Source organism: Arthrobacter crystallopoietes (assembly GCF_017603825.1).
GTDB classification, from domain to species: domain Bacteria; phylum Actinomycetota; class Actinomycetes; order Actinomycetales; family Micrococcaceae; genus Crystallibacter; species Crystallibacter crystallopoietes_B.
The window spans coordinates 1902987-1929424 of sequence record NZ_CP072014.1 but is presented as its reverse complement, the minus strand read 5'-3'; the positions used below and the strand labels follow the sequence as shown (position 1 = coordinate 1929424).

The following is a 26438-nucleotide window of genomic DNA, read 5'->3' as shown; positions in this document are numbered from 1 at the left end:
CGGAAGCCAGCAGATTGGTCCTCCGCTAGGCATATCGCAATCCGTCCCTGACGTGTATCGTATAACCGCACGCACTACGTGCATTTGGGGTTATCAAGTTTGGGGACTTGTCATGTTGGGGAAACTTCTTGCTGCCGTTGTGGCAGCCCTTCTTCTGGTTGCAGGACTCGCCGTTCCGGCCGAGGCAGCCACCGTTTATAAGGCATCGCTGCGATCGGCTGCACGTGCACTGCCGGTAGCCGTTGAGCGGAACACCGGTTATGACCGGGACCGCTACTTCGGCTCCTGGAAGGACACGAACCGGGACTGCCAGAACACCAGGGCCGAGGTCCTGATCCAGGAGTCCAAGGTCCGGACCAAGTACACCACTTCCAAAGGGTGCACGGTACGCACCGGCAAATGGGTAACCAGCTGGGACAACCGCACGCACTACTCAGCGTCGGCGGTCCAGATCGACCACCTCGTCCCGGTGCATGAAGCCTGGGGATCCGGCGCACGCACTTGGTCGCAGACCCGTCGTGTCGCCTTCTACAACGACCTCGGCGACGGCCGGGCACTCAGTGCCCAGACGTCCGCTCTGAACTCGGCCAAACAAGCCAAGGGTCCGGAAGCCTGGATGCCGCCGAAGAACCGCTGCAAGTACGTGGCGGACTGGGTTGCGGTGAAAATCCGCTGGGGGCTCAAGGTGGATAGCACCGAGAAGAAGGCCCTGATCAAATACGCAGATTCCTGCGCCGCGACAACCATCACCGTCGCCAAGGTTTAGACCGGAGCCTCGAACCGGCGGCGCGGCTACTGCTTTGTTGCCGGTTCGAGGGACGGACGGTCCAACTGCACTATGGACCAGCGCATGAAGAACTGCGTGAACGGTCCGATCAACAGCGCGTAGGCCAGGGTGCCGAAACCGACGATGCCGCCGAGCAGCCAACCGGCGCCCAGGACAGCAAGCTCGATGGCGGTGCGGACCAACCGCAGGCTGAGTCCGGTGCGCTGGTGCAATCCGGTCATGAGCCCATCGCGCGGCCCGGGGCCGAACTGGCTGCCGATGTAGAGCGCTCCGGCCAGCCCATTGAACACCAGCGCCACTGCGAACAGGCCCCACTGGCTGAGGGGATGATCTGCCACGGGAATGAAATGCAGGCCCACGTCCGTGGCGACGCCGATCCAGACGACGTTGGCGACAGTGCCGAGACCCGGCCATTGCTTCAGCGGGATCCAGAGCAGCAGGACCAGGAAACCCACAATAATGACCACGGTTCCGAGGCTGAGGTTGATCCGTTCGGCGATGCCGTAGTGGAACACGTCCCAAGGATCAAGCCCGACGCCGGCGCGGACAAACGCTGCCATCGCCAGCCCGTACAGGCTCAGGCCGATGAACAGCTGCACCAAGCGGCGCGGCAGGCGCCCCGCCTTGAGCTGCTCAAGCGGGCTGAGATTGCTGAGCTGGATGCTGCCGCCCCTGAAGCGGCGCTTAGCTGCGGCCGGCGTCGTCGCCGTTGGCTGGATATCTTGGTCAGTTGTGGTGTCGGGGCTTGCTTCCGTGCTCATGCCATCAATACTCGCGTAAAGTGGCCTTCAAAAAAATAGCCAATTGCGAGACAATGGCCACATGGACGTCCAGAACCGGCGGGTCTCCGCCACGCGGCTGCACTCGATGATCGGTCCGCTGGTGGAGGAAGGACCTGCCTATGCCTCGCTGGCCCGCGGCATCCGCCGGTTGGTGACCAATGGGCGGATGCTCCATGGGACGGTCCTTCCAAGCGAGCGCGAACTGGTCACGGAGTTGGGGCTAAGCCGCACCACGGTTTCGCGGGCCTACTCGGAACTGCGGGACCGCGGCTTCGCTACCGCACGCCAGGGGTCCGGCACCGTCATCACGGTTCCCGGCGGTCCGGCAGCGGGCGGCCAGGAACCGATGCCCGACGGCGGTGTCGAGCTGGAAGCAGCCGGCCGCCATGCGGTGGATCTGACCTGTGCGGCGCCATCCGCCCCTGTCGGCATGGTGGAGCACTACGAAGCTGCCATGGCTCAGCTGCCCGCCTACATTTCCGGCATGGGCTACTTCCCTCTCGGTTTGCCCGAACTGCGCAACGAAATCGCCCAGCTGTACCGGCGGCGCGGACTGGAGACCTCGCCGGAACAGATTGTCGTTACCAACGGTGCCTTGGCCGGCTTTGCCGCCGTGATCCGCGCGGTATTGCCTCCCGGTTCCCGGGTGCTGGCGGAAAGTCCCAGCTATCCCAACACCATCGCATCGCTGCGGCACCACGGGGCACGGGTGTCCGCCGTTCCCATCGGCCCTGAAGGAACCGATCTGGAGGCGGTGGGCCAGGCGCTGCGGCGGGTCCAACCGGCGGCGATGCTCTGCCTGCCCGATTTCCACAATCCCACCGGAACCCTGCTGGACAACGAAGGCCGCGAACGCTGGGCATGGCAATTGGACGCGGCCAAGACCGTAGGCATCGTCGATGAGACCGCGGTCGATCTCTGGTGGGACGCCGAGCCCGACGTCAAGCCGATGGCCATTTACTCGGATCGCATCGTCTCCATCGGCAGCGCCAGCAAATCCCATTGGGGAGGGCTGCGGCTGGGCTGGCTCCGCTGCCCCAGGTCACTGCAGGGTGCGGTGACCACCATGCGCACCTCGCTGGACCTCGGTGCTCCCGTGCTCGAACAGCTGGTCCTCACCCGGATGCTCCAGACCGGGAATGGATTACCCGGCGAATCCCGCACCCGTATCCGCACGGAACGGGACTGGCTTCATGCGACGCTCAGTGAACAGCTTCCCGGCTGGAAGGCTAACGTGCCGCCCGGCGGACTCTCGCTGTGGTGGAATCTTCCCGCGCCCCGCTCGACCGCCTTGGCGGAGGCAGCCGCACGTCATGGAGTCTTGCTGGCTCCTGGATCTGTGTTCGCCGTCGAAGACCATGGATTGGAGCACTGGATCCGCACTCCGTTTGCGCTTGCGCACGAGGAGCTGGAACGGGCCGTTCCTGGCATCGTGGCGGCCTGGCATGAGGTGGCCTGACCATATGAGGTCTCCGGGCCACGGGACTGCGTTGTGTGCCCGCATGGTCCGGAGGAACATATAAAGTACCGCCGCCGCTGGGGGCTCCGGCACGGGAAGTCATCAGTCCGCCGACCTGATCGGCACGGCCTCGAAGGACAATCCCATGACCACCACACAATCCGGTGTACAGACTTCCGGGGCACCGGGAACTGCAGCTTCGAAACGGGCAGCGGCCATCGCAGCCATCCCGTCGTACCAACTGATCAACTCGTTCCTGAACAACTCGCTTTATGCGCGCCGCAAGTTCGAGCCGACCGCTTGCGATTTCGGCTTCGGCAATCCCCATCAGATGCCCCAGGAAGAGTATGTGACTGCGTTGCGGGACGTGCTGACACCGCGGAACAACGAATGGTTTGCGTACAAGACCAACCTGCCGGAGGCGCAGGATGCTGCGGCAGCTTCACTGCAGCGGCTCCTGGACGTGCCCTTCGAGCCCGAGCACATCTATCTCTCCACCGGAGGCTTCACTGCCATCGCACTGGCGTTGAAGGCCGTGACCGATCCCGGTGACGAGGTCATCTATAGCCTGCCGCCGTGGTTCTGCTACGAGCCGATACTCGTGGAGTCCGGGCTGACGCCGGTGAAGGTCAAGATCAACACCGAGACTTTTGACCTCGACCTAGACGCGATCGGCGCGGCCATCACACCGCGGACGCGTGTGGTGATCGTCAACTCCCCCAACAATCCCACCGGCCGCATCTACCCGCCGGAACTGTTGATGAAATTGGCCGCCCTGCTGGAAGATGCCTCGGCCCGGAACGGCCGCCGCATCTATCTTGTCTCCGACGAGGCCTACAACCGGATCGTCTACGACGGCCTGCGCTTTCACAGTCCGGCGGAGTTCTACCCGTTCACAATGTTGGCCTATTCGTATGGCAAGACCCATCTCGCTCCCGGCGAGCGGATCGGCTACCTGGCGCTTCCGCCCACGATGCCCGACCGGGACCAGCTCCAAGCTGTCATCCAGGCGCTGCAACTGGCCACGGGCTGGGTCTATCCCAACGCCACCCTGCAATATGCGCTGCCGCAGCTGGAAACGTTCTCCATCGACGTCGGCCGGTTGCAGCGCAAACGTGACGTCATGGTGGATGCCTTGGCGGGGATGGGGTACAAGGCGAAGAGGTCGGAAGGAACTTTTTACCTCTACATCGAATCCCCTGTGCCCGACGACGTGGCTTTCACCGAGAGACTGGCAGCCAAGGATGTCTTCGTCTTTCCGGGCATCATGTTCGAGACGCCGGGCTTCTTCCGCATATCCCTGACGGCCAACGAAGACATGATCGAACGCAGCCTGCCGATCTTCCGCACAGCTCTCAAGGAGGCGGCTTCCACCGGGTAGCAGCACCGCATTCCACGCGGCATGCACGGAATGCGGTGCTGGTCTGTTTTCACCAATCCCAAGCTTTAGTCATCTGAATTCACCCTTTCGAAGGGTCCGGGGAGACCGCGGGACGATATCCCACTAGATGTTTAGGGGTCCGCTTCGAGAGGCGGATGAGAATCGATTGCCGCCGAAGCACGTCGGGCAAACGGCCAGTACGGCTGTAAACCAGAGGTCAGGAGCGCACGATGTAGCGATGGACGGATATCCAGGGCTTCAAAAAACACTGCCAGGGGGAGGAAGGGTTAGCTGCTCAGACCGGCTGGGGCGACGACATGGCGGCGGGCGCTAGGGACCGCGCTGCAGAAACCGGTCGCCAGAAAACCCGGCGCAGCACAAAGCAGATCAGCCAGGCGTGGAGCCGGGATCAAAAGCCGGCGATGCGGGCAGAGCTGTAGATTCGGCCGTCAGGACCAAGGCAGCGGCAAGCCACTGGTGCCGGCCGCCCGCTATGTAGGCATCCGCCGAACCGTGGCCGGCAGATCCACCGCCACCACCAGACGAACCACCGTTCGTGACCGGGAACGTCACCGAAATTGGTCCTGCCGTTGGGGAAGGAACTTCAGTGGCCCGGCGGATGCTGGCAGCACTGACGGGTGCCGGGAGCTGCATGATCTCCAAGCTTGGAGACTGGCCTTGTCCGAGAGACTGAGCCTGCAGATCCACGGCCTCCGCAGTCACGACGAATTCCTCTGGACCAGCCGATGGGAGGGGCGCCTCTTCGACGCCAGCCGAGCCAAAGTGCTCCTTCGGGTTCGCCGTGGCTACGGTCGGTGTCGTCTCAGCAACCTGCGGGGCAGGTTCTGCCTGGGTAGGCACCGGCTCCGTCGGTGTCGGCTCTGCGGGGGCAGGCTCCGCGTCGGTGACCGGAACTGCTGGAGATCCGGGCAGAACCGGGGCAGCAGGGCGGAGTTCGTTGGTCACCGGTTCGAGCACCTGCTCAACAGGAGCAGTGACGACCTCGATGGGGGCGGTGACAACGTCAACGGCTTCATCCAACCGGCCGACGACGGCGTCAGTGACGGTCGTAAGGGGCTTCTCCGGCAGGACGGAGGGCAGCCCCGCGTCCTGCACCGCAGCGTCGAGGTGCTCCACCGTGGCATCCAAATCCTGGACCACGGCCTCGATTTCCTGAACTACACCAAGATCAGCCGGAGCCGGCTGGGGCGCAGGTGCCACAGCCGCGGTCAGGCCAGAAGCGGCATGCCCGACCACCGCGTCGACGGCTGCAGCTGCGGGGTCAGCCAATTCGACGGCCGGGGTCTCCACTGTTTGAACCGTCGTTTCGAGCGCCGGTAGACCTGCGGACTCGTCGGAGGCAGCCGCCGTCGTTGTTGAAAGGAACGTCCATCCGAGAGCGCCGAGACCGGCGGCGAGGAAAACACGGGCAGAGACAGCAACTGGCTTCCCCAGGCGGTTTCCCATGGCTGTCCCCCTCCCCCAACATGGAACGTGCAATCAATGTAAGCATGCTTCTCATGTGATGTAAACAACACTTATAGTGGCGGGAGCTTTTGGGCCCAAGGGCGGGCCTGCTCTACGGCAGCGCCGATGCGGAAGACCGTGAGGTCGTCATAGGGGTGGCCGACGATCTGCACGCCGGTGGGCACACCGACGTCGGACAGTCCGCTGGGGACGGCGAGCACCGGGCAGCGGTTGTTAATGTTGAACGGCGCGGTCATGTGCGCCTGCCAGTAGTGGTCCAGGTGCACTCCCCCGACGTCAATCCCGTCGAGGTAATCCTCGTCAGCCTTCAGCGCCGAGACCGCGGACGCGGGACAGACCAAGGCATCGAACCCGGCCATGGCTGTGGCGAGTTGCGCCTGGATGCGGGTCTCGGCCTTCAGCCCGTCGAGCAGGCTGTTGCGCGTTGCGGCGGCCCGGGCATCGGCCATGAAGCGGCGGGTATAGGCGGCGAGCTGGTTCTCGCTGTCTGCGGTCGCTTCCTCCATGGCGGGGCCGAGGAGGTGGCCGAAGTGGGTGAAGATGGTTTCGCTGATCTCCCGGCTGGACCAGGGCAGTTCAATTTCGACGACGACGGCGCCTGCTGCTTCCAGCGCAGCGGCGACAGCGCGCGTGTTGGCTTCCACGTCGGCCATGACCGGGTAGTCGCCAAGCCGGAGACACAGGGCGATGCGCATCCCGTCGACGGGGCCGAAGTCCAGCGGCAGCGGCTCGGCCGGCCCCACGGTGGTGTGGTCGATGGGGTGCGGTCCGGTCATGACGTTGGTCAGCAGCGCGGTGTCCGCGACCGTGCGCGCCATCGGTCCGTCGCCGCGGTACCAGTCGGCGGAGAGCGGCGGCATCCCGGGGATCCGGCCGTACGGCGCCTTGTACCCGACGTTCCCGGTGAAGGACGCGGGCAGCCGGGTAGACCCGGCGATGTCCGACGCCGTGGCAAGCGTGGCCATGCCGGCGGCGAGCGCGGCGCCGGCCCCTCCGGACGACCCGCCCGGCGAGTACTCCGGGTTCCAAGGGTTCCGGGTGACACCCCACATCGGGCTGTGCGTGATGGTGGCGCAGCTGAACTCGGGCGAGGTGGTCCGGGCATGGATGATTCCGCCCGCGGCCTTGATCCGCTCGACCACCGGGTGGTCGGCGTCAGCGGTATCGTCGGCACAGGACAACAGGCCCTGACTCAGGCTGCGCCCGGCGATGGCGTGCTTCTCCTTGGTTGCGATGGGCAGGCCCAGCAATGCGGAACCGGCAGCGGAACCCGCGGCCCCGGCGTCGTAATCCCTGCGCTGGTAGCGCTGCTCGGCGTCTCGGGCGGCGGCGAGGGCGTCGTCGAACATGGTCTCGGTGAACGCGTTGATGGTCCCGTTGGTTTCCGCCGTACGCTCGACCACGGACTCCATCAGCTCCACCGGGGACAGTTCGCGGGAACGGAACAACCGCAGCGCCTCAACCGCGCTCAGGTAATGCGGCTTGCTCATGAGTTGGCTCCGGCGGCAGAGGTAGCATCGCCTTCGGCGGCCCGGACCGAACCTTCGTCCTCGAGCAGCGCGCCGTTGACCAGCTCAGCAGCAACCGCGGTCAGCGCGTCGAGGCCGGCCAGCATGTCCGCGTCCGTGGTGAACTCCCGCTCGCAGTGCGAGACGCCGTCCACGGACGGGATGAACATCATCACCGACGGGACAATCCGGTTCATTGCGACCGAATCGTGGCCGGCCATGGTCTGGATCCGGCGCACGCCCAGGCCCAGGTTGGCTGCCATCTTCTCGGTCAGCTCCACCCCGGATTCCGGGTAGTACTGGTTGGCGCGGATGTCGAAGTCCTTCACGTTGATCTTGATGTCGTGCTCCTCGGCCAGCGCGGCGATGTCCGCCAGCAGGCTGTCGCGCGCGGACTTTACGATCTCGGGGCTGTTGGAGCGCAGGTCCGCGACCAGGTGCACGCGGCGCGCCACCACAATCGGCGAGTTCGGTTCCAACGTCAGCTGCCCCACCGAGGAGACCAGCGCCTCCTCCTCGAAGTTCCCGGTGACATCGTGGACCATCAGGACAATCTTGGACGCCGCCACCAGCGCATCGTGCCGGTCCGCCATCGCGGTGGCGCCGGTGTGGGACTGCTCGCCGAGCACCTCGATGTCCAGCTTCTGCGTGTACCAGCTGGAGTCCACGGCGCCGATGGTCAGGCCCTCGCGCTCCAGGATGCGGCCCTGCTCGATGTGGATTTCCGCGTAGCTCACCGGCTCCGGCGCCTCGTCCGTGCCGAGGTAGCCGATCCCGGCGAGCGCCTCGCGCACCGAAACGCCCTGCAGGTCCCGCACGTCCAGCATCTGCTCGCGGTCCATGATCCCGGCGTAGACCGAGCTGCCCATGATGGAGGGGGCAAACCGCCCGCCCTCCTCGTTGAACCAGTTGACCACTGCCAGGTTGAACGGCGGCAGCTCACCGCCGGCACGCACCTTCGCCTCGATCCGGGCCGCGGCGTGCAGCCCCGCGAGGACGCCGTACGCGCCGTCGAAGCGCCCGCCCAGCGGCTGGCTGTCGAGATGCGAGCCGATCAGTACGAACTTCGCCCCTGGCCGGAACTCCAGCAACGCGAACATGTTGCCGATGCTATCCACCCGCACCTCCCAGCCGTGCTCGGCAGCGAACCCGGCGAACCAGTCGCGGGTCTGCCGGTCCTCGTCGGTGCCGGCCTGGCGGTGCACCCCGTTGTTCGGCGTCGCGCCAATGGTGGCCACGTGGTGGAAGTCCTGGAGGAAGGCTTCGGCTGTCATGGTGGAACTCCTGGAAGGCTGAGGGCCGGCCGCACGGGTCGGCGCAGGCGATAAAGGCGAAGGCGATAAAGGCGAAGGTGATAAGTGCGTTTGCGAAGAACGACAGCGGAAGGCGGGCTTCCGCCGTCGTTCTTGGTTAGCCGAGGCGGCCGCGGGTTTCCGGGACCTTGGTCAGCGTGAGCAGCAGGAACACGATGACTGCCGCACCGCAGAGCCAGAACGCTGGCGAGAAGCCGATGCCGGTGGCGGTGACCAGGGCGGTGCCGATGAACGGGGCCGTGCCGCCGAAGAGCGCGTAGCCCAGGTTGTAGCTGACCGCGGCGGAGGTGAAGCGGGTCTTCGTGCTGAAGATTTCCACGAAGAACGTGTAGCAGCCGCCGCCGTAGATGCACAGCGGGACCACGAAGAGCAGCTGCCCCAGCATCGCCAGGCCGAAGGAACCGCTGGTCACCAGCATGAAGCAGGGGAAGGCCAGCAGGGCGATCGCGGCGGACCCGGCGACCAGCATCGGCTTGCGGCCCACCCTGTCGCCGATGATTCCGCCGATCGGCAGCAGCAGCGCGTAGAACAGCATCGCCGCGGCGTTGGCCATCAGGGACGCCTCGCGGCTGAGGTTGCCGGTGGTCTGCACGTAGCCGACAAAGTAGCCGGAGAGGAAGTAGAAGCCCATGGCGGTCAGGCCCATGACGAAGATGACCTGCAGCATCCGCACCTTGTTCTCGCGGAACGCGTCGCGGATGGGGCTGTATTCCTTCTGCTCGGCCTTCGCGGCCACCTGCTTGAAGGCCTCGGACTCCTCGGTCTTGGAGCGGATCCAGACGCCGAACAGGGACAGCGGCAGCGCCAGCAGGAACGGAATGCGCCAGCCCCAGGCGAAGAAGGCGTCGTCGGACAGGCTTTGGCTGAGGATCAGGATCATCGCGCCGGCCACCACGGACGGCAGCGCGGTGGCGGCCAGCGTGATGTTGAGCCAGAAGCCGCGGCGGTTGACCGGGGCGTGCTCGAATACGAAGGCCGGGGCGCCCACGGATTCACCGCCGGCTGAGAAGCCCTGCAGCAGCCGGCAGAGCACCAGCAGCGCCGGGGCGAGGGCACCGGCGGCGGCATACGGCGGCAGCAGGCCGATCGCGGCGGTAGCTCCGCCGATGGTGACCAGGGTGATGTAGAGGACCTTGCGCCGGCCGATCCTATCGCCCAGCTGGCCGAAGAACAGGCCGCCGATCGGGCGGGCCACAAAGGCGACGCCGAAGGTGGCGAACGTGGCCAGCAGTCCGATCAGGGCGTTCTCGCCCGGGAAGAACAGCTGCGAAAGAGTGACGGCGGACAGCCCGTAGAGGGCGAAGTCGTAGAACTCGATGAACTGCCCCACGCTGCCGCCGGCCAGGACGCGTTTCTGCATCCCGGTGGTCTTGCCGGACTGGGCGAAGGCCGTTGCGCTGGCCGCTCCGGGCCGCGTCTGGGTTTCGTTGGTGGTCATCGCTGCCACCCTTCGGGGCGTGGATTGCCGGGGCCGGCGGGGTCGTGCATGACGTGGCGGAAACATGACTGGTGAACTCGCACTGCGGTTCCTCCTGTGTGTTTTTGCTGAGGCCGGGCCGGTCCACGGCGTCGTTGCCGGAATTCAGGACCGCCGCTGGGAAGACCTCTTCGGGATGCCTTCCAGTCTCTGTGACAGCGCTCACAGCTGTCTAATTCATTATTTCTGCAACTCTTATCGATGTTCTCGATGCGAAGAACGACGGCGAGGGCTCGCCTACCGCTCGGCGCCGTACAGCTGCTTGCACACGGCTTCGAATGCCAACGCGCGCCGGGTCGGCCGCATTCCCTCCGGCCGGACCAGCACCACCTCTATGCCCGGCACTTCGTCCACCAGCCGCAGCGGCACCACGCGTCCGCCGGCGTAGGTCAGATCGTGGTGCAACCGCTGGTTCAGCAGCGAATACCCGTGCCCGCGGGCCACGAAGGAGCGCACGGTCTCGTAGCCGGACACCCGGTGCCGGACGTTCGGCTTCACCCCGGCCAGCTGGAACAACTGCAGGTAGTACTCGCGGGTATGCGGCAGGTCCAGCAGGATCATCGGCTCCTCCTCCAGGTCCCGCAAAGCCACCTCCTGCTCCGGATTCGCCGCCAGCGGGTGCTCCTCGTGGACCAGCACGTGAGCCGGAACGCGCTCCACCAACTGCGTGCTGACACCTCCGCCGAGCCCCAGCGTGTACATCAGCGCCAGCTCGCAGTGCCCCTCCAGCAGCGAACGGCGCAGGAACTCCTGGTCGCCCTCGAGGAAGGACACATTCACGTCGGGATACTGCCGCTCGAAGGCCTGCAGGATCACCGGTGCCCGGAAAGGCGCCAGCGGGGCAAAGATCCCCACCTTCAACTCGCCCGTCAGGTTCTCCGCGAGCCCCCGGGCCGACTCGTACAGCGAATCCACGTGCTCCAGGAACGCCGGCAGTTCCTGCGCAAACTGCCGCCCGGCGGGACTCAGCCTCAGCCCCCGCTGCGAAAGCCGGATGAACAACTGCACCCCCAGCTCCTGCTCCAGCTGCGAAATCGCGTTGGACAGCGCCGACTGCGTGATGTTCAGCCGCTGGGCAGCGGCCGTCATGTTCTCGGTCTCGGCGACCACGGCGAAGTAGCGCAGCTGGATTAGCGTGAAGGGCTTGGGCATGCGGTTATTTCGCCTTCAGCCCGGCCAAGTCCTCCATGACCGAGCGCCCGGAAACCGGCGGCAGCCCGGCTCCCACCAGGGCGGCGATTTCCTTCCCGACTCCCGCGGTGTCCGTACCCATTCCCGGCGCGGAGAGCTCCGGCAGGCCGGCGAGAACCTGGACGGCAGCGGCTTCAATAGCCAGCGCAGCGTCCTGCTCGCCCAGCTGCGCCAGGCACATGGCGGTGGAGAGCACCGCGCCCACGGGATTGGCCCAGCCCTTGCCAGCGATGTCCGGGGCAGAGCCATGGATCGCTTCGAACATGCTGGGTGCGGAGCCATCCAGGTTCAGATTAGCGCTTGCGGCCACGCCCAGCCCGCCTTGGATGACGGCGCCGAGGTCGGTAATGATGTCACCGAAGAGGTTGTCCGTGACCACAACGTCGAAGCGCTCCGGCGCCACGGGCAGATGGAAGCACATGGCGTCCACGTGCACGTAGTCCACCTCGATCTCCGGGTACTTGGCGCTAAGATCGTCCACGGTGTCCTGCCATAGGTTCCCTGCCTCGATCAGGATGTTCTTCTTGTGGCACAGCGTCAGCTTCCCGCGCCGACTCGCCGCCAGACGGAACGAATAGTCCACCACCCGTTCGATCCCGGGACGGGTGTTCACCGATTCCTGCACGGCGACCGCATAGGACGTGCCGGCGTGGACCGTGGAGCCTTGGCCCACATACGCGCCCTCGGTGTTTTCCCGCACAATCACCAGATCACAACGCTCCGGAGTGAGCCCGGCGATCGGCGTCGCGACCCCCGGATAGAGCTTGACCGGCCGCAAGTTCACCGCCTGTTGAAACGCCTTCCGCATGGCAAGAATGAACCCGCGTTCCAGAATCCCGGGTTTGACGGCGGGATCGCCCATGGCTCCGAACAGGATGGCGTCCTGGCCGCGCAGCCGCTCTTCGAGTTTCGAAGTCCACAGCTCGCCCGTGCGCAGGTAATGCTGTGCCCCTGCCTCGTACTGTGTCAGTTCCGCGGTGAAACCGAACGCGCTTTCCGCGGCCGCCAGCACCATCAGGGACGCGTCCATCACCTCGGGGCCGATGCCGTCTCCGGGGATGACGGCGATGTTATGGGTTCTCACTGGGGCTGCCTTTCCTGCTGCATCATGATGTCGAGTTGTTGGGCCAAGTACGTGCGGATGTGCCGTTCCGCCTCGTCCGGCGCACGCTGCCGCAAGGAATTTACGACGGCGGCGTGGGCACCTACCGTTTCCAGTGCGGCTTCCGTGGTGAGCCCGTAGCGCGGACGGAACACTTCCTCCGTCATCCGCACCAGGCTCAGGTGCTTTTGCAGATAGCTGTTGCCGGAGGCTTCGAGCAGGACGGCGTGGAAGCGCGAAACCAGTTGATGGAAGCGCGGTCCGCCAACCCTCCGCTGCTCGTCGACCAGCCGGTCCAGTTCCGCCAGTGTTCCGGGCGTGAGTCGCGGGCACGCCAGCCTGCAGGCGGCCGTTTCCAACGCCTCGCGGAAGGCATAGGCGTCCTGAAGCTGGGCAGGGGTCGCCGTCGCCACGGATGTGCTCCCTGCCGAATCGAGGACAACAATCCCGTCCTGTTCGAGCAGCCGCAGAGCTTCGCGCAACGGGGTCCGGCTGAGCCCGAGCTCGGCGGAGAGCCCGGTCTGCGTAAGCCGGTCCCCCGGCCGGTAACGGCCGGCGAAAACCCGCTCACGGATCAACGCCGCCGTCTCCTCCACCAAGGAGACACTGCTGCGCCATGCCGAAGTCATCGATACCGTCCGTGGAGTCGGCTGGATCATCCGGGGAAGGTCCGGGATCCAGAAGCGGGTTGTTGGCTCCGACTGTTCCCGCCCAGCCGACACTTGTCAACGGTTGCAGCAAAAATGACGCCAAGCCCCACGAAAATCGGGAAACCGATTGACCGCGTGGTCCTGCTCTGGCTAGCCTTGAACATCTACTGGTCAGACCAGCAGGAATTAGACCAACTCCTCAACGGCGAAGGCAGGAACGGTGTCCCCCTACTTGAACGCGTATCCGGACGGACTCCCCGTAGGCGACGGCTGGGCGCCCTGCGAAGACAGCGCAGACGTGCTCTTCCCCTTCGACGGATCGGTGGTCGCCACGGCACCGGTGGGCACGGTGGACCATGCGCGGCTGGCACTCGATGCAGCGGAGAAAGCCTTCGCCGAAACCGCCAAGCTCAGTGCCGGCAAGAAGCGTGCGGTCCTGATGGCGGTTCACGATGCGCTGGCCGCCCATCGCAGCGAACTGGAAGAGCTCCTCGTCCTGGAAACGGGCAAGCCCTTGGTCGACTGCCGTACCGAGGTCGCCCGGACCCTGACCACCTGGGCCGCAGCGGCAGAGGAAGTCGCCCACACGCACGGCGAAACCGTGCCGCTGGATCTGCAGCCCCTCGGCGAGGGCATGGTGGGGTACTGGACGCGGCGGCCCGCCGGCGTCGTCGTTGGTATTGCCGGTTTCAACTACCCGCTGTTGCTGGCCAGCCACAAGCTCGCTCCGGCCATTGCCGCCGGCTGCCCGATCATCATCAAACCGGCCCCGAACACTCCCCTGGCCACGCTGTGGGCGGTGCACCTGATCCGCGAGGTCCTCGCCGACTACGGCGTCACGTCCGCCGCCGTGCAACTGGTCACCGGCGGCATCGAGGTGGGCGAGACGCTCGTGGCGGACCCGCGCGCCGCCGTCGTTTCCTTTACCGGCTCCGCCGCGGTCGGCCACCAGATTGCCAGGAACGCCGCACCGCGCAAGGCCGTGCTGGAACTCGGGTCCAATACCGGCTTCATTGTTGCCGCCGACGCCGTCATCGCCGATGCGGTCGATGCGGTGCTCCGCGGCGGCTTCTATGCCAACGGGCAGGCGTGCATTTCCGTCCAGCGGATTGTCCTGGAGCAGCCGATCGCGGCCGAATTCGAGCAGGCCCTGCTGGCCAGGCTGGGTGAAGTCACCGTCGGCGATCCCCGTTCGGCGGACACCCGGGTTGCCCCCGTCATCAACGAGGCCTCCACGAAACGCATTCTGGGCTGGATCGGCAGCGCCACCGCCCGCGGTGCACAGGTGTTGGCCGGCGGCGAACTCAGCGGCGGCAGCATCCAGCCCACCGTAGTCACCGGCGTCCCCGCCGATGCAGAGCTGTGGTGCGAGGAGATCTTCGGACCCGTGGTCTGCCTGCAGACGGTCCCGGACGTGGACGCGGCGATCCAGCTGGTCAACCAGTCGCGCTACGGCCTGCAGGCTGCGGTCTTCACCAAGTCGCTGGAGACCGCCTTCCGCGCCGTCAACGAGCTGGAGGTGGGCGGCGTAGTCGTCAATGAAATTCCCGGCTTCCGCTCCGACATCATGCCCTACGGCGGGGTGAAGGATTCCGGAATCGGCCGCGAGGGACCGCGTTTCGCCATCGAGGAATTCACCGTGACCCGCATGGCCATGATCAGACCGTAAGCACCAGCTCTCCACGAAGGACCCACGAATGGACTACACCCAGCTCTTCCAGTTTTCCGGCGACCGCGTCCTGGTGATCGGCGCCGGCAGCGGCATCGGCCGCGAAGCAGCGCTTGCCCTTGGCGCACACGGCGCCGCTGTAGTGTGCGCCGACAGGGATGGTACGACGGCGGCCGAGACCGCCGCGATGATCGGCGGCTCCGCGACCTCTACCGAGCTGGACGTCCTGGACCTCGACGCGGTCCGCGCCGCGGCGGATGAATTCAGCGACATCTCCGCCCTGGTCTTCACCGCCGCCATGAACGTGCGCAAGCGGATCGCGGACTACACCATGGAGGATTTCGACCGCGTGGTGAACCTGAACCTGCGCTCCTCCTTCGCGCTGATCCAGGCCTTCGCGCCGAAGATGGCGGCCAACGGCGGCGGGTCCATCATCGGCTTCGCTTCCATCCGGGCCTACGTGGTGGAGCCAGGGCAGGGCGTCTACGCGGCAACCAAGGCCGCGCTGGTGCAGCTCGCGCGGACCGCCGCCGCCGAATTCGGCCCCGACGGCGTACGCGTAAACGTGATCGCGCCTGGCGTGGTCGAGACGCCGCTGACCGCCCAAATCAAGAACAACCCCGAGTGGTATAACGCCTATGCCCAGAAGGGTGCCTTGGGCCGCTGGTCCAAGCCCGAAGAGCTCGCCGGGGCCGTGGTCTACCTGGCCTCGAACGCCTCCAGCTACGTAACCGGTTCGGTGCTCATGGTGGACGGCGGTTGGACCGCGGTGGACGGCCGCTTCGACCCGCCGAATTCCTAGGCTTGGATCAGGCGCTTTCAGGGAGGGAACGCTGATGGGCGAGACACCACCAGTACAGTCGGCACCGAAAGTCCGAGCTTTCGAAGCGATCGTCCAGCACGTAGAACAAGCTGTTCTCAGCGGTGAGCTCAAAACCGGTGACAGGCTGCCCGGCGAACGCGAACTCGTCACCCGTTTCGAGGTCAGCCGCTCCTCGGTCCGCGAGGCCATGCGCGTCCTCGAAAGCAGCGGCCTGGTAGCTGCCCGCCCCGGCGATCCGCGCGGCGCCGTCATCCTCGCGCCCACTTCCGCACCGCTGCGCAAGCTCATGACCCGGCTGACGCAGGCGTCCTCGTCCAGCCTGTCCGATCTGTTGATCTACCGCATGACCCTTGAGTCCGCCGCGAACTCCCTGGCGGCAACCCGGCGCACGGAGGCGGACATGCTGCAGCTGGAGAAAGCCATGGCCCGGATGCGCCAGGCCCGGCAGCAGGGCCAGCAGGCCTTTAGCCAGGCAGACCTGGACTTCCACGATGTAGTGGCCCGGGCCAGCGGCAACACGATGATCCAGATCTCCGGCGAGGCCGTCCGTCAGTCCATCGAGGAACTCATCACCTCTTCCATCCAGGAGAGCGGGGATGACCGCGAGCTGATGCTGCGCACCATTGCCCACCACAGCGATGTGTTCGAGGCCATCCGCGACCGGGACGCGCACCGGGCCGAGCACCTGGCCCGCAGCAGCCTGTTCGAGTACTACGGGCACCTGCTCCAGGACGCAGACCGCGAGGCGCTGGCCGCGCTGGCCTCCTTCGGTACGCCGGAGTAGGTTGCTTCACCTCCCGGTAGGCGCGCTGATTGTGCCGGATCGCAAGCCTTGTCAGGGTCTGGATTCAGGCGCAAACTGTTGCATCGGCAGAACTAGAGTTAGGTGCGACCATGCCAAGCTTCGCTCAGTTCGTCGCCATCCGCGACGATCTCTTCCTTCTTCCTGACCCGGCAAACAACTCCATCAATGACCTGCACATCAAGAACATCGACTGTCATGGAGTTGAAAGGAGCCGCTCTGCGCTTCTCCTCTTTCGGCTCAAGGTCAATAATGTGGTTCGTTTACTGATGCACTTCAACGACCACGAACACATTGTCGACTACAACTTTGATCCCCCGGAGCCGGAAGCCACTCGACCGCGGTCATGGCATGAGGTTATTCCCGGAAACCATCTGAAAGACACTGACAACGTGCTGACAATCGCGGTCCAGGGCGAAGGGAGCGTCGAAATTTCAGATCTAGTGGTCGTGTACCACTCCCGCTGACGCGGCCGCCGCTGTTGAGAGCTAGTCGCGCCTGCCGCCAGGCCGGTGGTTAGTCCAGGCTGCTCCAGTCCGGCACCGCCCCCACGGGACGCACACTTTCGTACCAGGCCGCCGCGCGCAGCACGTCGTCGTCGGCTCCCAGCCGCCCGGACAGTTGCACGCCGATCGGCCGGCCGTCGGAGGTGAAGCCGCAGTTGACCGTTGCCGCCGGCTGGCCGGACATGTTGTACGGGACGGTGAAGGCGATGTGCGCCATCGTCTGGTCGGGGTCGTCCACCGGCATGGGCTGCTCGGCGGGGAAAGCGGCCATCGGCGCGACCGGCGAGATCACGACGTCGTACTCGGCCGTGGCGGCGATGGTGGCCTTCTGCATCTGGTCGATACTGCCGAAGTTGCGGATGGTTTCAGCGCCGTCGAACTGCGAACCGCCCTGGCACCAGCGGGCAATGTACGGCAGGACCTTCTCCTGCTCGGCAGCGGACAGTTCCCGATAGTCCGCCCAGGACCGCGTCCGCCAGAACCGGTCCAGCCGGTCCAGCATGTCCTGGTTGATGAACGGCTCCAGCCGTTCCACGTGCGCGCCTGCGTCGGCGAACTGCCGGGCCACGGCCTCCACCGCCGCGAGCACTTCAGGATCCACCGCAGCTCCCGCGTTCGCCTCCGTCTGCAGCGCCACCTTCAGCGAGGACACATCGCAGCCGTCCACTGCCCAGTCCATGGCCGGGTAAGGCCGGGCGGTGTAGTCACGGATGTCCGGCTGGGCAAGGATGGTCATGAACAGCGCGGCGTCGGCCACGGTGCGGGCCATCGGACCGGCGGCCCGGCCGATGTAGGGAACGTCCAGCGGAATCAGGCCGGCGCTCGGCTTCAGCGTGGCGAGGCCTTGCCACGCACCCGGCAGCCGGATGGATCCGCCGATGTCCGTGCCTACATGCAGCGGGCCGTAGCCTGCCGCGGCCGCGGACCCGGCGCCGGCGCTGGAGCCGCCCGTAGTCCAGGCCGGGTTCCACGCGCTGCGCGAGATGCCATGCAGGCTGGAAACCCCGGAGGAGAGCATGCCCCAGTCCGGCATGGTGGTGGAACCGACGATCACTCCCCCGGCTTCGAGAATCCGGTCCGTGATCGGCGAGTTGTTCTGCGGCACCTTCGGGTTGGACAGCGCCGTTCCCGAGGGCATCGGCACTCCGGCCCGGGCGATGTTTTCCTTCACCGACATGGGCACGCCGTCCAGCGGGCCGCGCTGGGATCCTTCCAGCCAGCGCCGTTCACTGGCCTTGGCGTCCTTGCGGACAGCCTCCGGCTCGAACTGGTAGAGGGCGTTGAGAACCGGCTCCCGCTCTTCGATCCGCTCGATCACCGCATCGGCGACGTCCACCGGAGAGAGTTCCTTGGCGGCGTAGGCATCCCCGAGTTCCCGGGCGGAAAGGTTGTGGAGCGGCGACGAGGATAGCTGGGACATGGGTGCCTTCCGGAGTGTTCAGCGGGACAGCGCGGCTTCGCGCGCGGCAAGTTCTGATCGAAGGGACATGGAGGAGTTAACGAGCGTACGGGTGTACTCGTGCCGGGGCGCCTCGTAGATCTGCGCGGTGCTGCCGCTTTCCACGATCCGGCCCTTGTTCATGACCACCACGTTGTCGCAGATGTAGCGCACCACGCCCAGATCGTGCGACACGAACACAAGGGTCAGCTGGTATTCGTCCACGAGGTCGGAGAGCAGATTGAGCACCTGTGCCCGCACGGAGACGTCCAGTGCGCTGACCGGCTCATCGGCCACCAGTACGCGCGGCTGGCAGATCAGCGCACGGGCGATGGAAATGCGCTGGCGCTGGCCGCCGGAGAACTGGTGCGGGAACCGCTCGGCAGCGTCCACGGGAAGGCCGACGGCGGAGAGCATCTCCCCCACCAGCTTGCGCTGCCTGGCACTGTCCACTTTCTGCCCGGGGGCCAGCAGCGGCTCGGCGATGATGTCCTGCACCCGCATGCGCGGATCCAGCGAACCCATCGGGTCCTGGAAGACAATCTGGAGCTGCTGTCGCAGCTGGGCCAGCTCGCTTTCTTTCGCCCCGGCCACTTCATTGCCGGCTACCCGGACGCTGCCGGACGTCGGCTGGTCCAGCCCGGCCAGGATCCGCAGCAAGGTGGACTTCCCGGAACCGGATTCGCCGACTACACCGAACCGCTGTCCGGCGGCGACGTCGAAGGAGACGCCGCGCAATGCCTGCACTTCGGTGGGCTTGCCGAACAGGCTCGTGCGCCCGCGCTGGTACGTGCGGACCAGGTCCTTGACGCTGATCACCGGACTAACGACGGCGGCGGCAGGCTCCGCGATGGATGGTTCCGTTCGCGCCGGCTCACCGAGGCTAACCGCTGCCTCTGCAGGTTCAGGGGTAACAGCGGCAGCCGGAACCGAATCCTGTGCCCGCGCAGCAGTCCCAGCTTCCGGCACGTGCAGGGCAGCCTTCGGCACCTCGGCAACAACCTGCTCCGGCACCGGAGGCACATATGCCGCCGCGGAGGCCACGGTGAAGAGCCGCCCGTCCGCGTCGGTTGCGTCCAAGTCCGAGGCGGCCAGCAAGCCCCGCGTGTAGGGGTGCTGCGGCCGGGAAAACACGTCTTCGGTACTGCCCTCTTCCACTACCTGGCCGTTGTTCATGACCAGCACGCGGTCGCAGACGTTAGCCACCACCGACAAATCGTGCGTGATGAAGAGCAGGCCGGTTCCGCGCTGCTGCACGGACTCAAGGATCAGGTCCAGCACCTGCCGCTGCACCGTGACGTCCAGCGCCGTCGTGGGTTCGTCGCACAGCAGCAGCGCCGGGTCATTTGCGAGTGCCATGGCCAGCATGACCCGCTGGCGCTGCCCGCCGGAGAGCTGGTGCGGATACGCCTTAGCGGCCTCGCCCGGATCCGGGAGCTTCACTCCGGCCAGCAGCTCCACCGCCTTGGCACTTGCCGCTGCCCGTCCGGACACCGACTTGTGCTTGAGCATGATCTCGGCAACCTGGGGGCCGACCTTCATCAACGGATTCAGCGCGGTGAGGGGTTCCTGGAAGACCATGGTCATGTCGTTCCCGCGTATCCGGCGCAGCTGTTTATCCGACGCGGTGACCAGGTCGCCGTCGTGCCCCGCCAAGCGGATGGAGCCGGTAGCCCGGACGCCTTCGGGCAGCAGGCCCATCAGCGCCGTCGTCGTCATGGATTTGCCGGAGCCGGATTCGCCGATCAGCCCCACCCGCTCGCCGCGGTCCATGACCAGGTTGAAGTCCGAAACCAGGGCGCGGTCCTTGGTGGCCACGGAAAGTCCGGCTACTTCAAGCAGCCGGCTGTTGTTCGCAGTGCTGTCCATGCTCAGCGCTCTCCGTTCAGTTTCGGGTCGAACTTATCGCGCAGTCCGTCGCCCAGCAGGTTGAAGCCCAGCACCGCCACGGCGATGGCCACGCCGGGCCAGACGGCCAGCATCGGGTAGGTGCCCAGGAACTGCTGGGACTCCTGCAGCATTCGGCCCCAGGACGGCACCGGCGGCGGCGTCCCCAGACCAAGGAAGGACAGGGCGGCCTCGGCCAGCACCGCGATCGCGAAGGAAACCGAGCACTGCACCACCACCATGCCCGCGATGTTCGGCAGCACATGCCGCCGGGCGATCCGGAACGCGCTCTGGCTCGAGGCCTTCGCCGCCAGCACATACTCGGTGCTCATCACCTGCAGGGTGCCGCTGCGGGCCACCCGCGCGAAGCCGGGGATGGACCCGATCCCGATGGCCAGCATCGCCGTCAGCGTGCTCGCACCGAAAACGGCGCCGAACATGATGGCCACCAGCAGCGCGGGAAAGGCCAGCAGAATGTCCGCCCCGCGCATGGTTACTTCTTCGGTGGCGCCGCCGCGCATGCCGGCCAGGATGCCCAGCGGCGTGCCGATCACCAACGCAATGCCGACAGCGATCAACCCCACCAGCAGCGTGATCCGCGCCCCGTACAGAATCCCGGAGAACACATCGCGCCCGTAGCGGTCCGTGCCCATCAGGTGCTCGGCGCTGGAACCCTGCAGCCGGTCGGCCGGGAACGCCTGCACCGGATCGTAAGGCGTCCAGACCAGGGAGACCAGCGCGGCCAGCACCACCAGGGCAACCAGGGACGCCCCGATCAGTAGGGTGGGTGCCGGCTTGCGCCGGGAACTGCGGACGACGACGGCGGACTCGGCTGTCATTACGCCTTCTTCCGGATGCGGGGGTCAAGGACGGTGTAAAGCACGTCCACCACCAGGTTGATGATCAGGGTTATGGCCACCAGCACCATCACCACGGACTGCACGGTCAGCAGGTCGCGGTTGCCCACCGCGTCCAGCAGCATCGAGCCCAGACCGGGGATGACGAAGACCCGTTCGATGACCACGGCGCCGATGATCAGCGCGGCCAGCTGCACGCTGGTCACGGTCAGGACCGGGATGGAAGCGTTGCGCAGGCCGTGCTTGACCAAAGCTTCCAGCTTGCCCAGGCCCTTCGCCCGGGCGGTGCGCAGGTAGTCTTCGCTCATCACTTCCATGACGGCGGAGCGCACGTACCGGGTCAGGATGGCGCCCTGCACGGACGCCAGTGCCAGCACGGGGAGGAACACCCGGGACAAGAAATCGCCGAAGTCTTCCCCCGGCGGCGTCCAGCCGTTGGCCGGGAACCAGCCCAGCCCCACAGCGAAGACCACCACCAGCAGGATGCCGGCCAGGAAGTTCGGCAGCGCGACGCCGAGCTGGCTGATCCCGCTGATCACAATGCCGCTGGGATTGCGGTGCTTGACCGCGGCGTAGGTGCCGAACGGAATCGCGATCAGCAGCGCGACGATCATCGCCAGCACCACCAGGATCAGGCTCACCTGCACCCGGTCCAGCACCAGCGGGCTGATGTCCTGCCGGGTCACATAGGAGATGCCGAAGTCCCCGAAGGGCAGTCCCAGAGCCCAGTCGAAGTACTGCACGATGAGGGGCCGGTCGGTGCCGAATTCCGCCCGGGTCTGGGCCAGCAGCTCCGGCGTGGCGTTCACGCCCAGCGCGATCTGTGCCGGGTCGCCCGGGATGGTGCGCATGAACAGGAACACCAGCACCGTAGCGGCCACGTAGGTGACCACAAACCGGGCCAGGTTGATCAGCAAACGGATTGCCACGCCGGCCCCTCCTTACTCGAGGTTGTAGAGCTTACTTCCAGCCGATGTTGGTCAGGTCCAGCGCTTCGGTGACGGAGTTCGCCGGGATGCCGGTCACGTTCGCATCCGCCACCACAATGTTGGGGAAGATGAACAGAACGTTGGCAGCGGCGTCGTCGACAATGGTGCGGACCACGTCCTGCATTCCGGAGACGTAGCCGGCCTCGTCCGCGGCGTCGGCCTCGGCAGCCTTGTCCTTGATCTTGGAATTGTCGTAGCCCAGGTAATAGTCCGGGTTGTTGAACATCGAGAGCACGTCCCGGCCCTCCACGGCCAGCACCACGGACATCTGGTAGTCCTGCTTGGTGAAGACCTCATCCAGCCACACTGCCGGGAATTCGGAGGACTCGATCTTCGCGTTGATGCCCACTTCGGCCAGCTGCGACACCACGATCTCGGAGACGGCGGTGGCATAGGGACGGGTGGGAACGGTGAAGGTGATGTTCAGGTTCTCCGCGCCGGCTTCCTTCAGCAGTTCCTTGGCCTTGGCCGGATCGTACGGGTAGACGTCGTTGAGGTCCTCGTAGTACGGGTCCGTCGGCGGAACCGGGCCGCCGACCACCGTGCCGTAGCCGTTCCACGCGGTGTCCACAACCGCCTGGCGGTCGATCGCGTGCATCACGGCCTGGCGGACGCGCACGTCGTCGAACGGTGCCTCGTTGTTGTTCATGGACAGGACAATCTCGCCGTTGGAGGTGCCCTCCAGGACCTGGAACTTGTCGTCGCTTTCAAAGCTGGAGAGCAGCTCCGGTGCCTGCATGTTGTAGACCACATCCACGTCGCCGGACTGCAGGGCGTTGGTGGTGGCGACGGCGTCGGCGAAGTAGCGCAGCGATGCGGTCTCCACACCCGGCTTCTCGCCCCAGTAGTCGTCGCGGGCCGCCAGCTCGATGGACTGGCCGCGGTTCCACGCCTCGATGGCGTACGGGCCGGTGCCGATGGCGGTGTTGGCCAGATCGTCCACGCCGCTGGGATCGAACATCGCTCCCACCAGTGTGCCCATGTCGAACAGCCAGGCGTTGCTGGGCTGCTTAAGGGTGACCGCGACTTCGGTGTCGCTGACCACCTCAACGAAATCCACCACGTCCATCTTTGCCTTCAGGCTGGAAACCCACGCGTCGGACTGGACGCGCTCAATGCTGAACTTCACGTCTTCTGCGGTGAACGCCTCGCCGTTGGAGAACTTTGCCCCTTCGCGCAGCTTGAAGGTGTAGGTCTTGCGGTCCTCGCTCAGTTCCCAGGACTCCGCCAGCAGCGGCTGGATTTCGCCATCCTGGTCGATCTCCACCAGCCCTTCGTACACGTTGGACATCAGCGCCTGGGGAATCGCCGCGCCCGCCGTCGTGGTGAAGTCCAGGTTCACCGGTTCTCCCGTCAACGCCACGGTGACGGCGGTATTCTCCGCAGCGCCGTCGGCTGTAGAGCCCCCGGACCCGGCCGAGCAGGCAGTCAAGGACAGCGATCCGGCCAGCAGTACAACTGCCGCACGGCCGTAATTCTTACTCAGGCGCATAGCGTTCTCCATCGATTAGGAACGACACTTCAGTGATGTGATCTATCCAACACCATCCCATGTCTATATTTCTACCTAGTTACATGGTCTTACCAGTTGCGTAAAACTGCTTTCGGGGGCAATCTTTACTGACGGAGGCGCGCTCAACGGCAGTATGCTTGCCGAAAAGCCCCAAACGTACGACGACGGAAGGCACCTCATGAGCAAGCTGACCTTCACGCCGGCCGTGCCCACGCTGACTTACGAGCGCGTGGTGCAGCAGATCGAAGAGGCGATCCTGTCCAGGGAGATCGAGCCGGGCCAGCATCTTCCCAGTGAACGCGAGCTCATGGTGCAGTTCTCGGTCAGCCGCCCCACCATCCGCGAAGCCCTGCGCGTTCTGCAAAGCCAGGGCCTGATCGCGTCCCGTCCCGGTGGACGCAGCGGACCTGAGGTTCTCGCCGTCTCCCCCGACAGCCTGGGACGTTCCTTCACGACGATGGCGCGGATCGCCTCGCTGTCCCTGTCCGAACTGGTGCAGTTCCGCATCGTGCTGGAGAGCTCCGCCTGCCAGTTGGCCGCGGCCCTGCACACGGAGGAACAAGTCGAGAAAATGCGCGACGCGGTCGAGCGCATGGAAGCGGAAGTCGCCAATGGTTCGGACAGCTTCAACCGCGCGGACCTGGACTTCCACGCTGCAGTCTGGGAAGCCAGCCACAACAGCCTGCTGCGGATCTGTGGCGAAGCGGTCGCCGGCTCCATCCTCAACCTCATGAACGACCGAATGGAACGCTCCGGCAATTCCACCGCGGCCATGGAAGGAGCCGTCGAACGCGACCGCGCAATTTTCCAGGCCATCGCCGCCGGCGATGCCACGGCCGCCGGCACCACCGCCCGCAATGCCATCGCCGCCTACTTCGCCGAATACCTTGACGAAGAAGGCGCACGCGGCCTTAGCGCCCTGACCGGGGCGGAGCGCCCGACACCCTAAACCCGCGGCGTGGCTCCACTTTCCATTTTTACAACTTAACGGCGCCGATCTGCTGCAGCAGTTTCAGCATGTCCGTCGCTCCCCAATGCTCGACTACTTGGCCGTCCTGAACACGGATGATGTCGATGCCGCCAAATTCCACAGTGTTGCCGGTGGGGGCAGTCCCCATCAGTTCGCCCTGGTGGGTCCCGGTGAGGACCACGCGGGCCGCCTCCAGATCCCCATCGGCCATTGTGGGTTCGATAGACTTCGCCTTGATGTCGGGGAAAGCCTTCCTGAATGTGTCGACGTAGAACCTGATGCCGTCCAGACCTGACGGCTGCCCGGGCATGGGCTCCTCGTGGTCCGTGTAGCTCTCACTGCCCAGCTGGTCGATCAGGTCCAGGTTCCCTCCCTCCATGATTTCCCGGTAGAACCGCTCGATAATTCCCGATGCGCGTCCCATGATCCGCTCCTTCGCTGGCTGCAAATCCCCTGATTCGATGATCCCACCGGGGCTTTTGCGACACGCCGCCACAGGGGCGCGCTTTCAGCAAGCAACTGCCAGCGGAACGGCCTTCGGTCCCCCTAGCCGTTCGGCGACACGAAGTCCCCGACCACCACGCGTCCCAGTACCTCAGTGAGCAGATCCACGCCGGCGAGCATGTCGTCGTCGTTAGTCAGTTCCTTCTCATTGTGCGAGATGCCCTCGACGCTGGGCACGAACAGCATGATGGTCGGGACGATGTCCTTCATGTTCGTCGAGTCATGCCCGGCCAGCGTCCGGACGGTGCCGTACGGCAGTTCCAGCGCCTCCGCGCTTTTGGCTGCCAGGCGCATGCCGGCCTCGTCATAGGCCTTGGCGGCCCAGACATGCTCGGCACCGCGCTCGATCCGTACGCTCGCCTTCCCCTCGATCTCGGCCACACGGCGGTGCAGTTCGGCGTCGGCGGCGGCCAGCACATCGGGGTCCGTGCTGCGCACGTCGACGAGCAGCTCCACCCGGCTGGCCACCACCACTGGCGAGTTCGGGTAGACCGTGAACTCGCCGCAAGAGGTGATGACGGAATGCTCCTCGGTACTGAACTCGTCGGCGATCTCACGCGCGGCAACCACCAGGGAGGACGCCCCGAGCAGCGCGTCGTGCCGGTCGGCGATCACGGTGGCGCCGGTGTGCGCCTGCTCGCCGTGCACGACGAACTCGTACTTGTTGGCGCCCCAGGTGGATTCGACGAGGCCGATGGTCAGCCCGGCGTCCTCGAGCGAGCGGCCCTGCTCAATGTGGATTTCCACGTACGCGGCAAGATCCAGCGAGAAGTCGCCGATGGTCCCGATGGCCTCCAGCGCCTCGCGGACGGTGGTGCCGTGCGGGTCGGTGGTGGCCAGGACCTGCTCGGCGGGCAGCTTGCCCGTGAAGACGGAACTGCCCATCATGGAGGGCTTGAACCGGCAGCCTTCCTCGTTGAACCAGTTGATGACGGCGATGTTGAACGCCGGCTCCGTGCCCTCTGCCGCCAACCGCTGCTTCAGCCGGACGGCCGCGTGGGCACCGGCCAGCACGCCATAGGCGCCGTCGAACCGCCCGCCCAGCGGCTGCGAGTCCAGGTGCGATCCGACCGCGATGTACGGGGCGCCGGGCGCCAGCTCGAGCAGCGCGAACTGGTTCCCCACCGCGTCGTAGCGGACGTCGAAGCCATGGCCTTCCACCAGGCCGCGGAACCAGGTCCGCGTCTGGCCGTCGACGAATGTTCCCGCCTGGCGGTCCACTCCCCCGCCGGCCGTGGCCCCGAACGTGCTCATCGAGCGGAAGTCGTGCAGGAAGGCGCGCGCGTCGTCACCGGAGACGGCCGGGGCGGACTGGGCGGAGGTGGTGGTCATGGATGGAATC

General features: G+C 65.8%; 23 protein-coding genes. 8 read left to right on the top strand and 15 right to left on the bottom strand.

Annotated features, from left to right (window positions below; all coding sequences use genetic code 11):
• Positions 1-139 precede the first annotated feature (139 nt).
• The gene (locus J5251_RS08895; RefSeq protein ID WP_244250866.1) at positions 140-766 is read left to right on the top strand and encodes an HNH endonuclease family protein; all 627 of its coding nucleotides are present in this window, start codon (positions 140-142) and stop codon (positions 764-766) included.
• Positions 767-792: 26 nt separating this feature from the next.
• Here the strand turns inward: J5251_RS08895 and J5251_RS08890 are convergent, their stop codons facing one another.
• Positions 793-1548, bottom strand: a complete 756-nt coding sequence (locus tag J5251_RS08890) for a YczE/YyaS/YitT family protein (RefSeq protein WP_244250864.1) — start codon at positions 1546-1548, stop codon at positions 793-795.
• Positions 1549-1609: 61 nt separating this feature from the next.
• Here J5251_RS08890 and J5251_RS08885 point away from each other — a divergent pair, with 61 nt between their 5' ends.
• Positions 1610-3028, top strand: coding sequence for a PLP-dependent aminotransferase family protein (locus J5251_RS08885; protein ID WP_208575833.1), 1419 nt, complete (start codon positions 1610-1612; stop codon positions 3026-3028).
• Between the two features lie 145 nt (positions 3029-3173).
• The gene (locus J5251_RS08880; RefSeq protein WP_208575832.1) at positions 3174-4409 is read left to right on the top strand and encodes an aminotransferase class I/II-fold pyridoxal phosphate-dependent enzyme; all 1236 of its coding nucleotides are present in this window, start codon (positions 3174-3176) and stop codon (positions 4407-4409) included.
• A gap of 387 nt (positions 4410-4796) precedes the next feature.
• Here the strand turns inward: J5251_RS08880 and J5251_RS08875 are convergent, their stop codons facing one another.
• The 7 genes from J5251_RS08875 to J5251_RS08845 all read right to left on the bottom strand — a co-directional run bounded on the left by J5251_RS08875 (position 4797) and on the right by J5251_RS08845 (position 13117).
• The gene (locus J5251_RS08875; protein ID WP_208575831.1) at positions 4797-5876 is read right to left on the bottom strand and encodes a hypothetical protein; all 1080 of its coding nucleotides are present in this window, start codon (positions 5874-5876) and stop codon (positions 4797-4799) included.
• A 71-nt stretch (positions 5877-5947) separates the two neighbouring features.
• A complete protein-coding gene (locus tag J5251_RS08870) occupies positions 5948-7387 on the bottom strand; it encodes an amidase (RefSeq protein ID WP_208575830.1) in 1440 nt (479 codons plus the stop codon).
• Positions 7384-8679, bottom strand: coding sequence for a M20 family metallo-hydrolase (locus J5251_RS08865; RefSeq protein WP_208575829.1), 1296 nt, complete (start codon positions 8677-8679; stop codon positions 7384-7386). The genes J5251_RS08870 and J5251_RS08865 overlap by 4 nt, the downstream gene beginning before the upstream one ends.
• A 136-nt stretch (positions 8680-8815) precedes the next feature.
• On the bottom strand, positions 8816-10156 hold the full coding sequence (locus J5251_RS08860) for an MFS transporter (protein ID WP_208575828.1): 1341 nt from the start codon (positions 10154-10156) through the stop codon (positions 8816-8818).
• Between the two features lie 276 nt (positions 10157-10432).
• Positions 10433-11347, bottom strand: coding sequence for a LysR family transcriptional regulator (locus tag J5251_RS08855; protein ID WP_208575827.1), 915 nt, complete (start codon positions 11345-11347; stop codon positions 10433-10435).
• 4 nt (positions 11348-11351) lie between these two features.
• Positions 11352-12470 (bottom strand): 3-isopropylmalate dehydrogenase, encoded by a 1119-nt coding sequence (locus tag J5251_RS08850; RefSeq protein ID WP_208575826.1) that lies wholly within the window; start codon positions 12468-12470, stop codon positions 11352-11354.
• On the bottom strand, positions 12467-13117 hold the full coding sequence (locus J5251_RS08845; protein WP_208575825.1) for a GntR family transcriptional regulator: 651 nt from the start codon (positions 13115-13117) through the stop codon (positions 12467-12469). Before J5251_RS08845 ends, J5251_RS08850 begins: the two co-directional genes overlap by 4 nt.
• Positions 13118-13358: 241 nt before the next feature.
• Between J5251_RS08845 and J5251_RS08840 the strand changes: the two genes are divergently transcribed.
• From J5251_RS08840 to J5251_RS08825, 4 genes are all read left to right on the top strand, one after another.
• Positions 13359-14807, top strand: coding sequence for an aldehyde dehydrogenase family protein (locus J5251_RS08840; RefSeq protein WP_244250862.1), 1449 nt, complete (start codon positions 13359-13361; stop codon positions 14805-14807).
• Positions 14808-14835: 28 nt separating this feature from the next.
• Positions 14836-15609 carry an SDR family NAD(P)-dependent oxidoreductase gene (locus tag J5251_RS08835; protein ID WP_208575824.1) on the top strand — a complete coding sequence of 258 codons (774 nt, stop codon included), beginning with the start codon at positions 14836-14838 and terminating at the stop codon, positions 15607-15609.
• 34 nt (positions 15610-15643) lie between these two features.
• Complete coding sequence (locus tag J5251_RS20475; protein WP_208575823.1) at positions 15644-16414, top strand: FadR/GntR family transcriptional regulator; 771 nt, start codon at positions 15644-15646, stop codon at positions 16412-16414.
• Between the two features lie 110 nt (positions 16415-16524).
• Positions 16525-16899, top strand: a complete 375-nt coding sequence (locus J5251_RS08825; RefSeq protein WP_208575822.1) for a hypothetical protein — start codon at positions 16525-16527, stop codon at positions 16897-16899.
• A gap of 49 nt (positions 16900-16948) precedes the next feature.
• On the opposite strand, the gene J5251_RS08820 is transcribed toward J5251_RS08825, so the two are convergent.
• From J5251_RS08820 to J5251_RS08800, 5 genes are read right to left on the bottom strand one after another with little or no spacing between them, the layout of a single operon-like run.
• Entirely contained in the window at positions 16949-18358 is a 1410-nt protein-coding gene (locus tag J5251_RS08820) for an amidase (protein ID WP_208575821.1), read from the bottom strand.
• A gap of 18 nt (positions 18359-18376) precedes the next feature.
• Positions 18377-20245 carry a dipeptide ABC transporter ATP-binding protein gene (locus J5251_RS08815; protein ID WP_208575820.1) on the bottom strand — a complete coding sequence of 623 codons (1869 nt, stop codon included), beginning with the start codon at positions 20243-20245 and terminating at the stop codon, positions 18377-18379.
• Positions 20246-20247: 2 nt separating this feature from the next.
• Positions 20248-21102 (bottom strand): ABC transporter permease, encoded by an 855-nt coding sequence (locus tag J5251_RS08810; protein WP_208575819.1) that lies wholly within the window; start codon positions 21100-21102, stop codon positions 20248-20250.
• On the bottom strand, positions 21102-22049 hold the full coding sequence (locus tag J5251_RS08805; RefSeq protein ID WP_208575818.1) for an ABC transporter permease: 948 nt from the start codon (positions 22047-22049) through the stop codon (positions 21102-21104). The genes J5251_RS08810 and J5251_RS08805 overlap by 1 nt, the downstream gene beginning before the upstream one ends.
• Positions 22050-22080: 31 nt before the next feature.
• The gene (locus J5251_RS08800; protein WP_208575817.1) at positions 22081-23601 is read right to left on the bottom strand and encodes an ABC transporter substrate-binding protein; all 1521 of its coding nucleotides are present in this window, start codon (positions 23599-23601) and stop codon (positions 22081-22083) included.
• Between the two features lie 199 nt (positions 23602-23800).
• Between J5251_RS08800 and J5251_RS08795 the strand changes: the two genes are divergently transcribed.
• Positions 23801-24571: a FadR/GntR family transcriptional regulator gene (locus tag J5251_RS08795; protein ID WP_208575816.1), complete on the top strand. Its 771-nt coding sequence runs from the start codon at positions 23801-23803 to the stop codon at positions 24569-24571.
• 28 nt (positions 24572-24599) lie between these two features.
• Here the strand turns inward: J5251_RS08795 and J5251_RS08790 are convergent, their stop codons facing one another.
• Both J5251_RS08790 and J5251_RS08785 read right to left on the bottom strand, forming a co-directional pair.
• Positions 24600-25016 (bottom strand): ester cyclase, encoded by a 417-nt coding sequence (locus J5251_RS08790; RefSeq protein ID WP_208575815.1) that lies wholly within the window; start codon positions 25014-25016, stop codon positions 24600-24602.
• 122 nt (positions 25017-25138) lie between these two features.
• Entirely contained in the window at positions 25139-26428 is a 1290-nt protein-coding gene (locus tag J5251_RS08785) for a M20 family metallo-hydrolase (RefSeq protein ID WP_208575814.1), read from the bottom strand.
• Positions 26429-26438 lie beyond the last annotated feature (10 nt).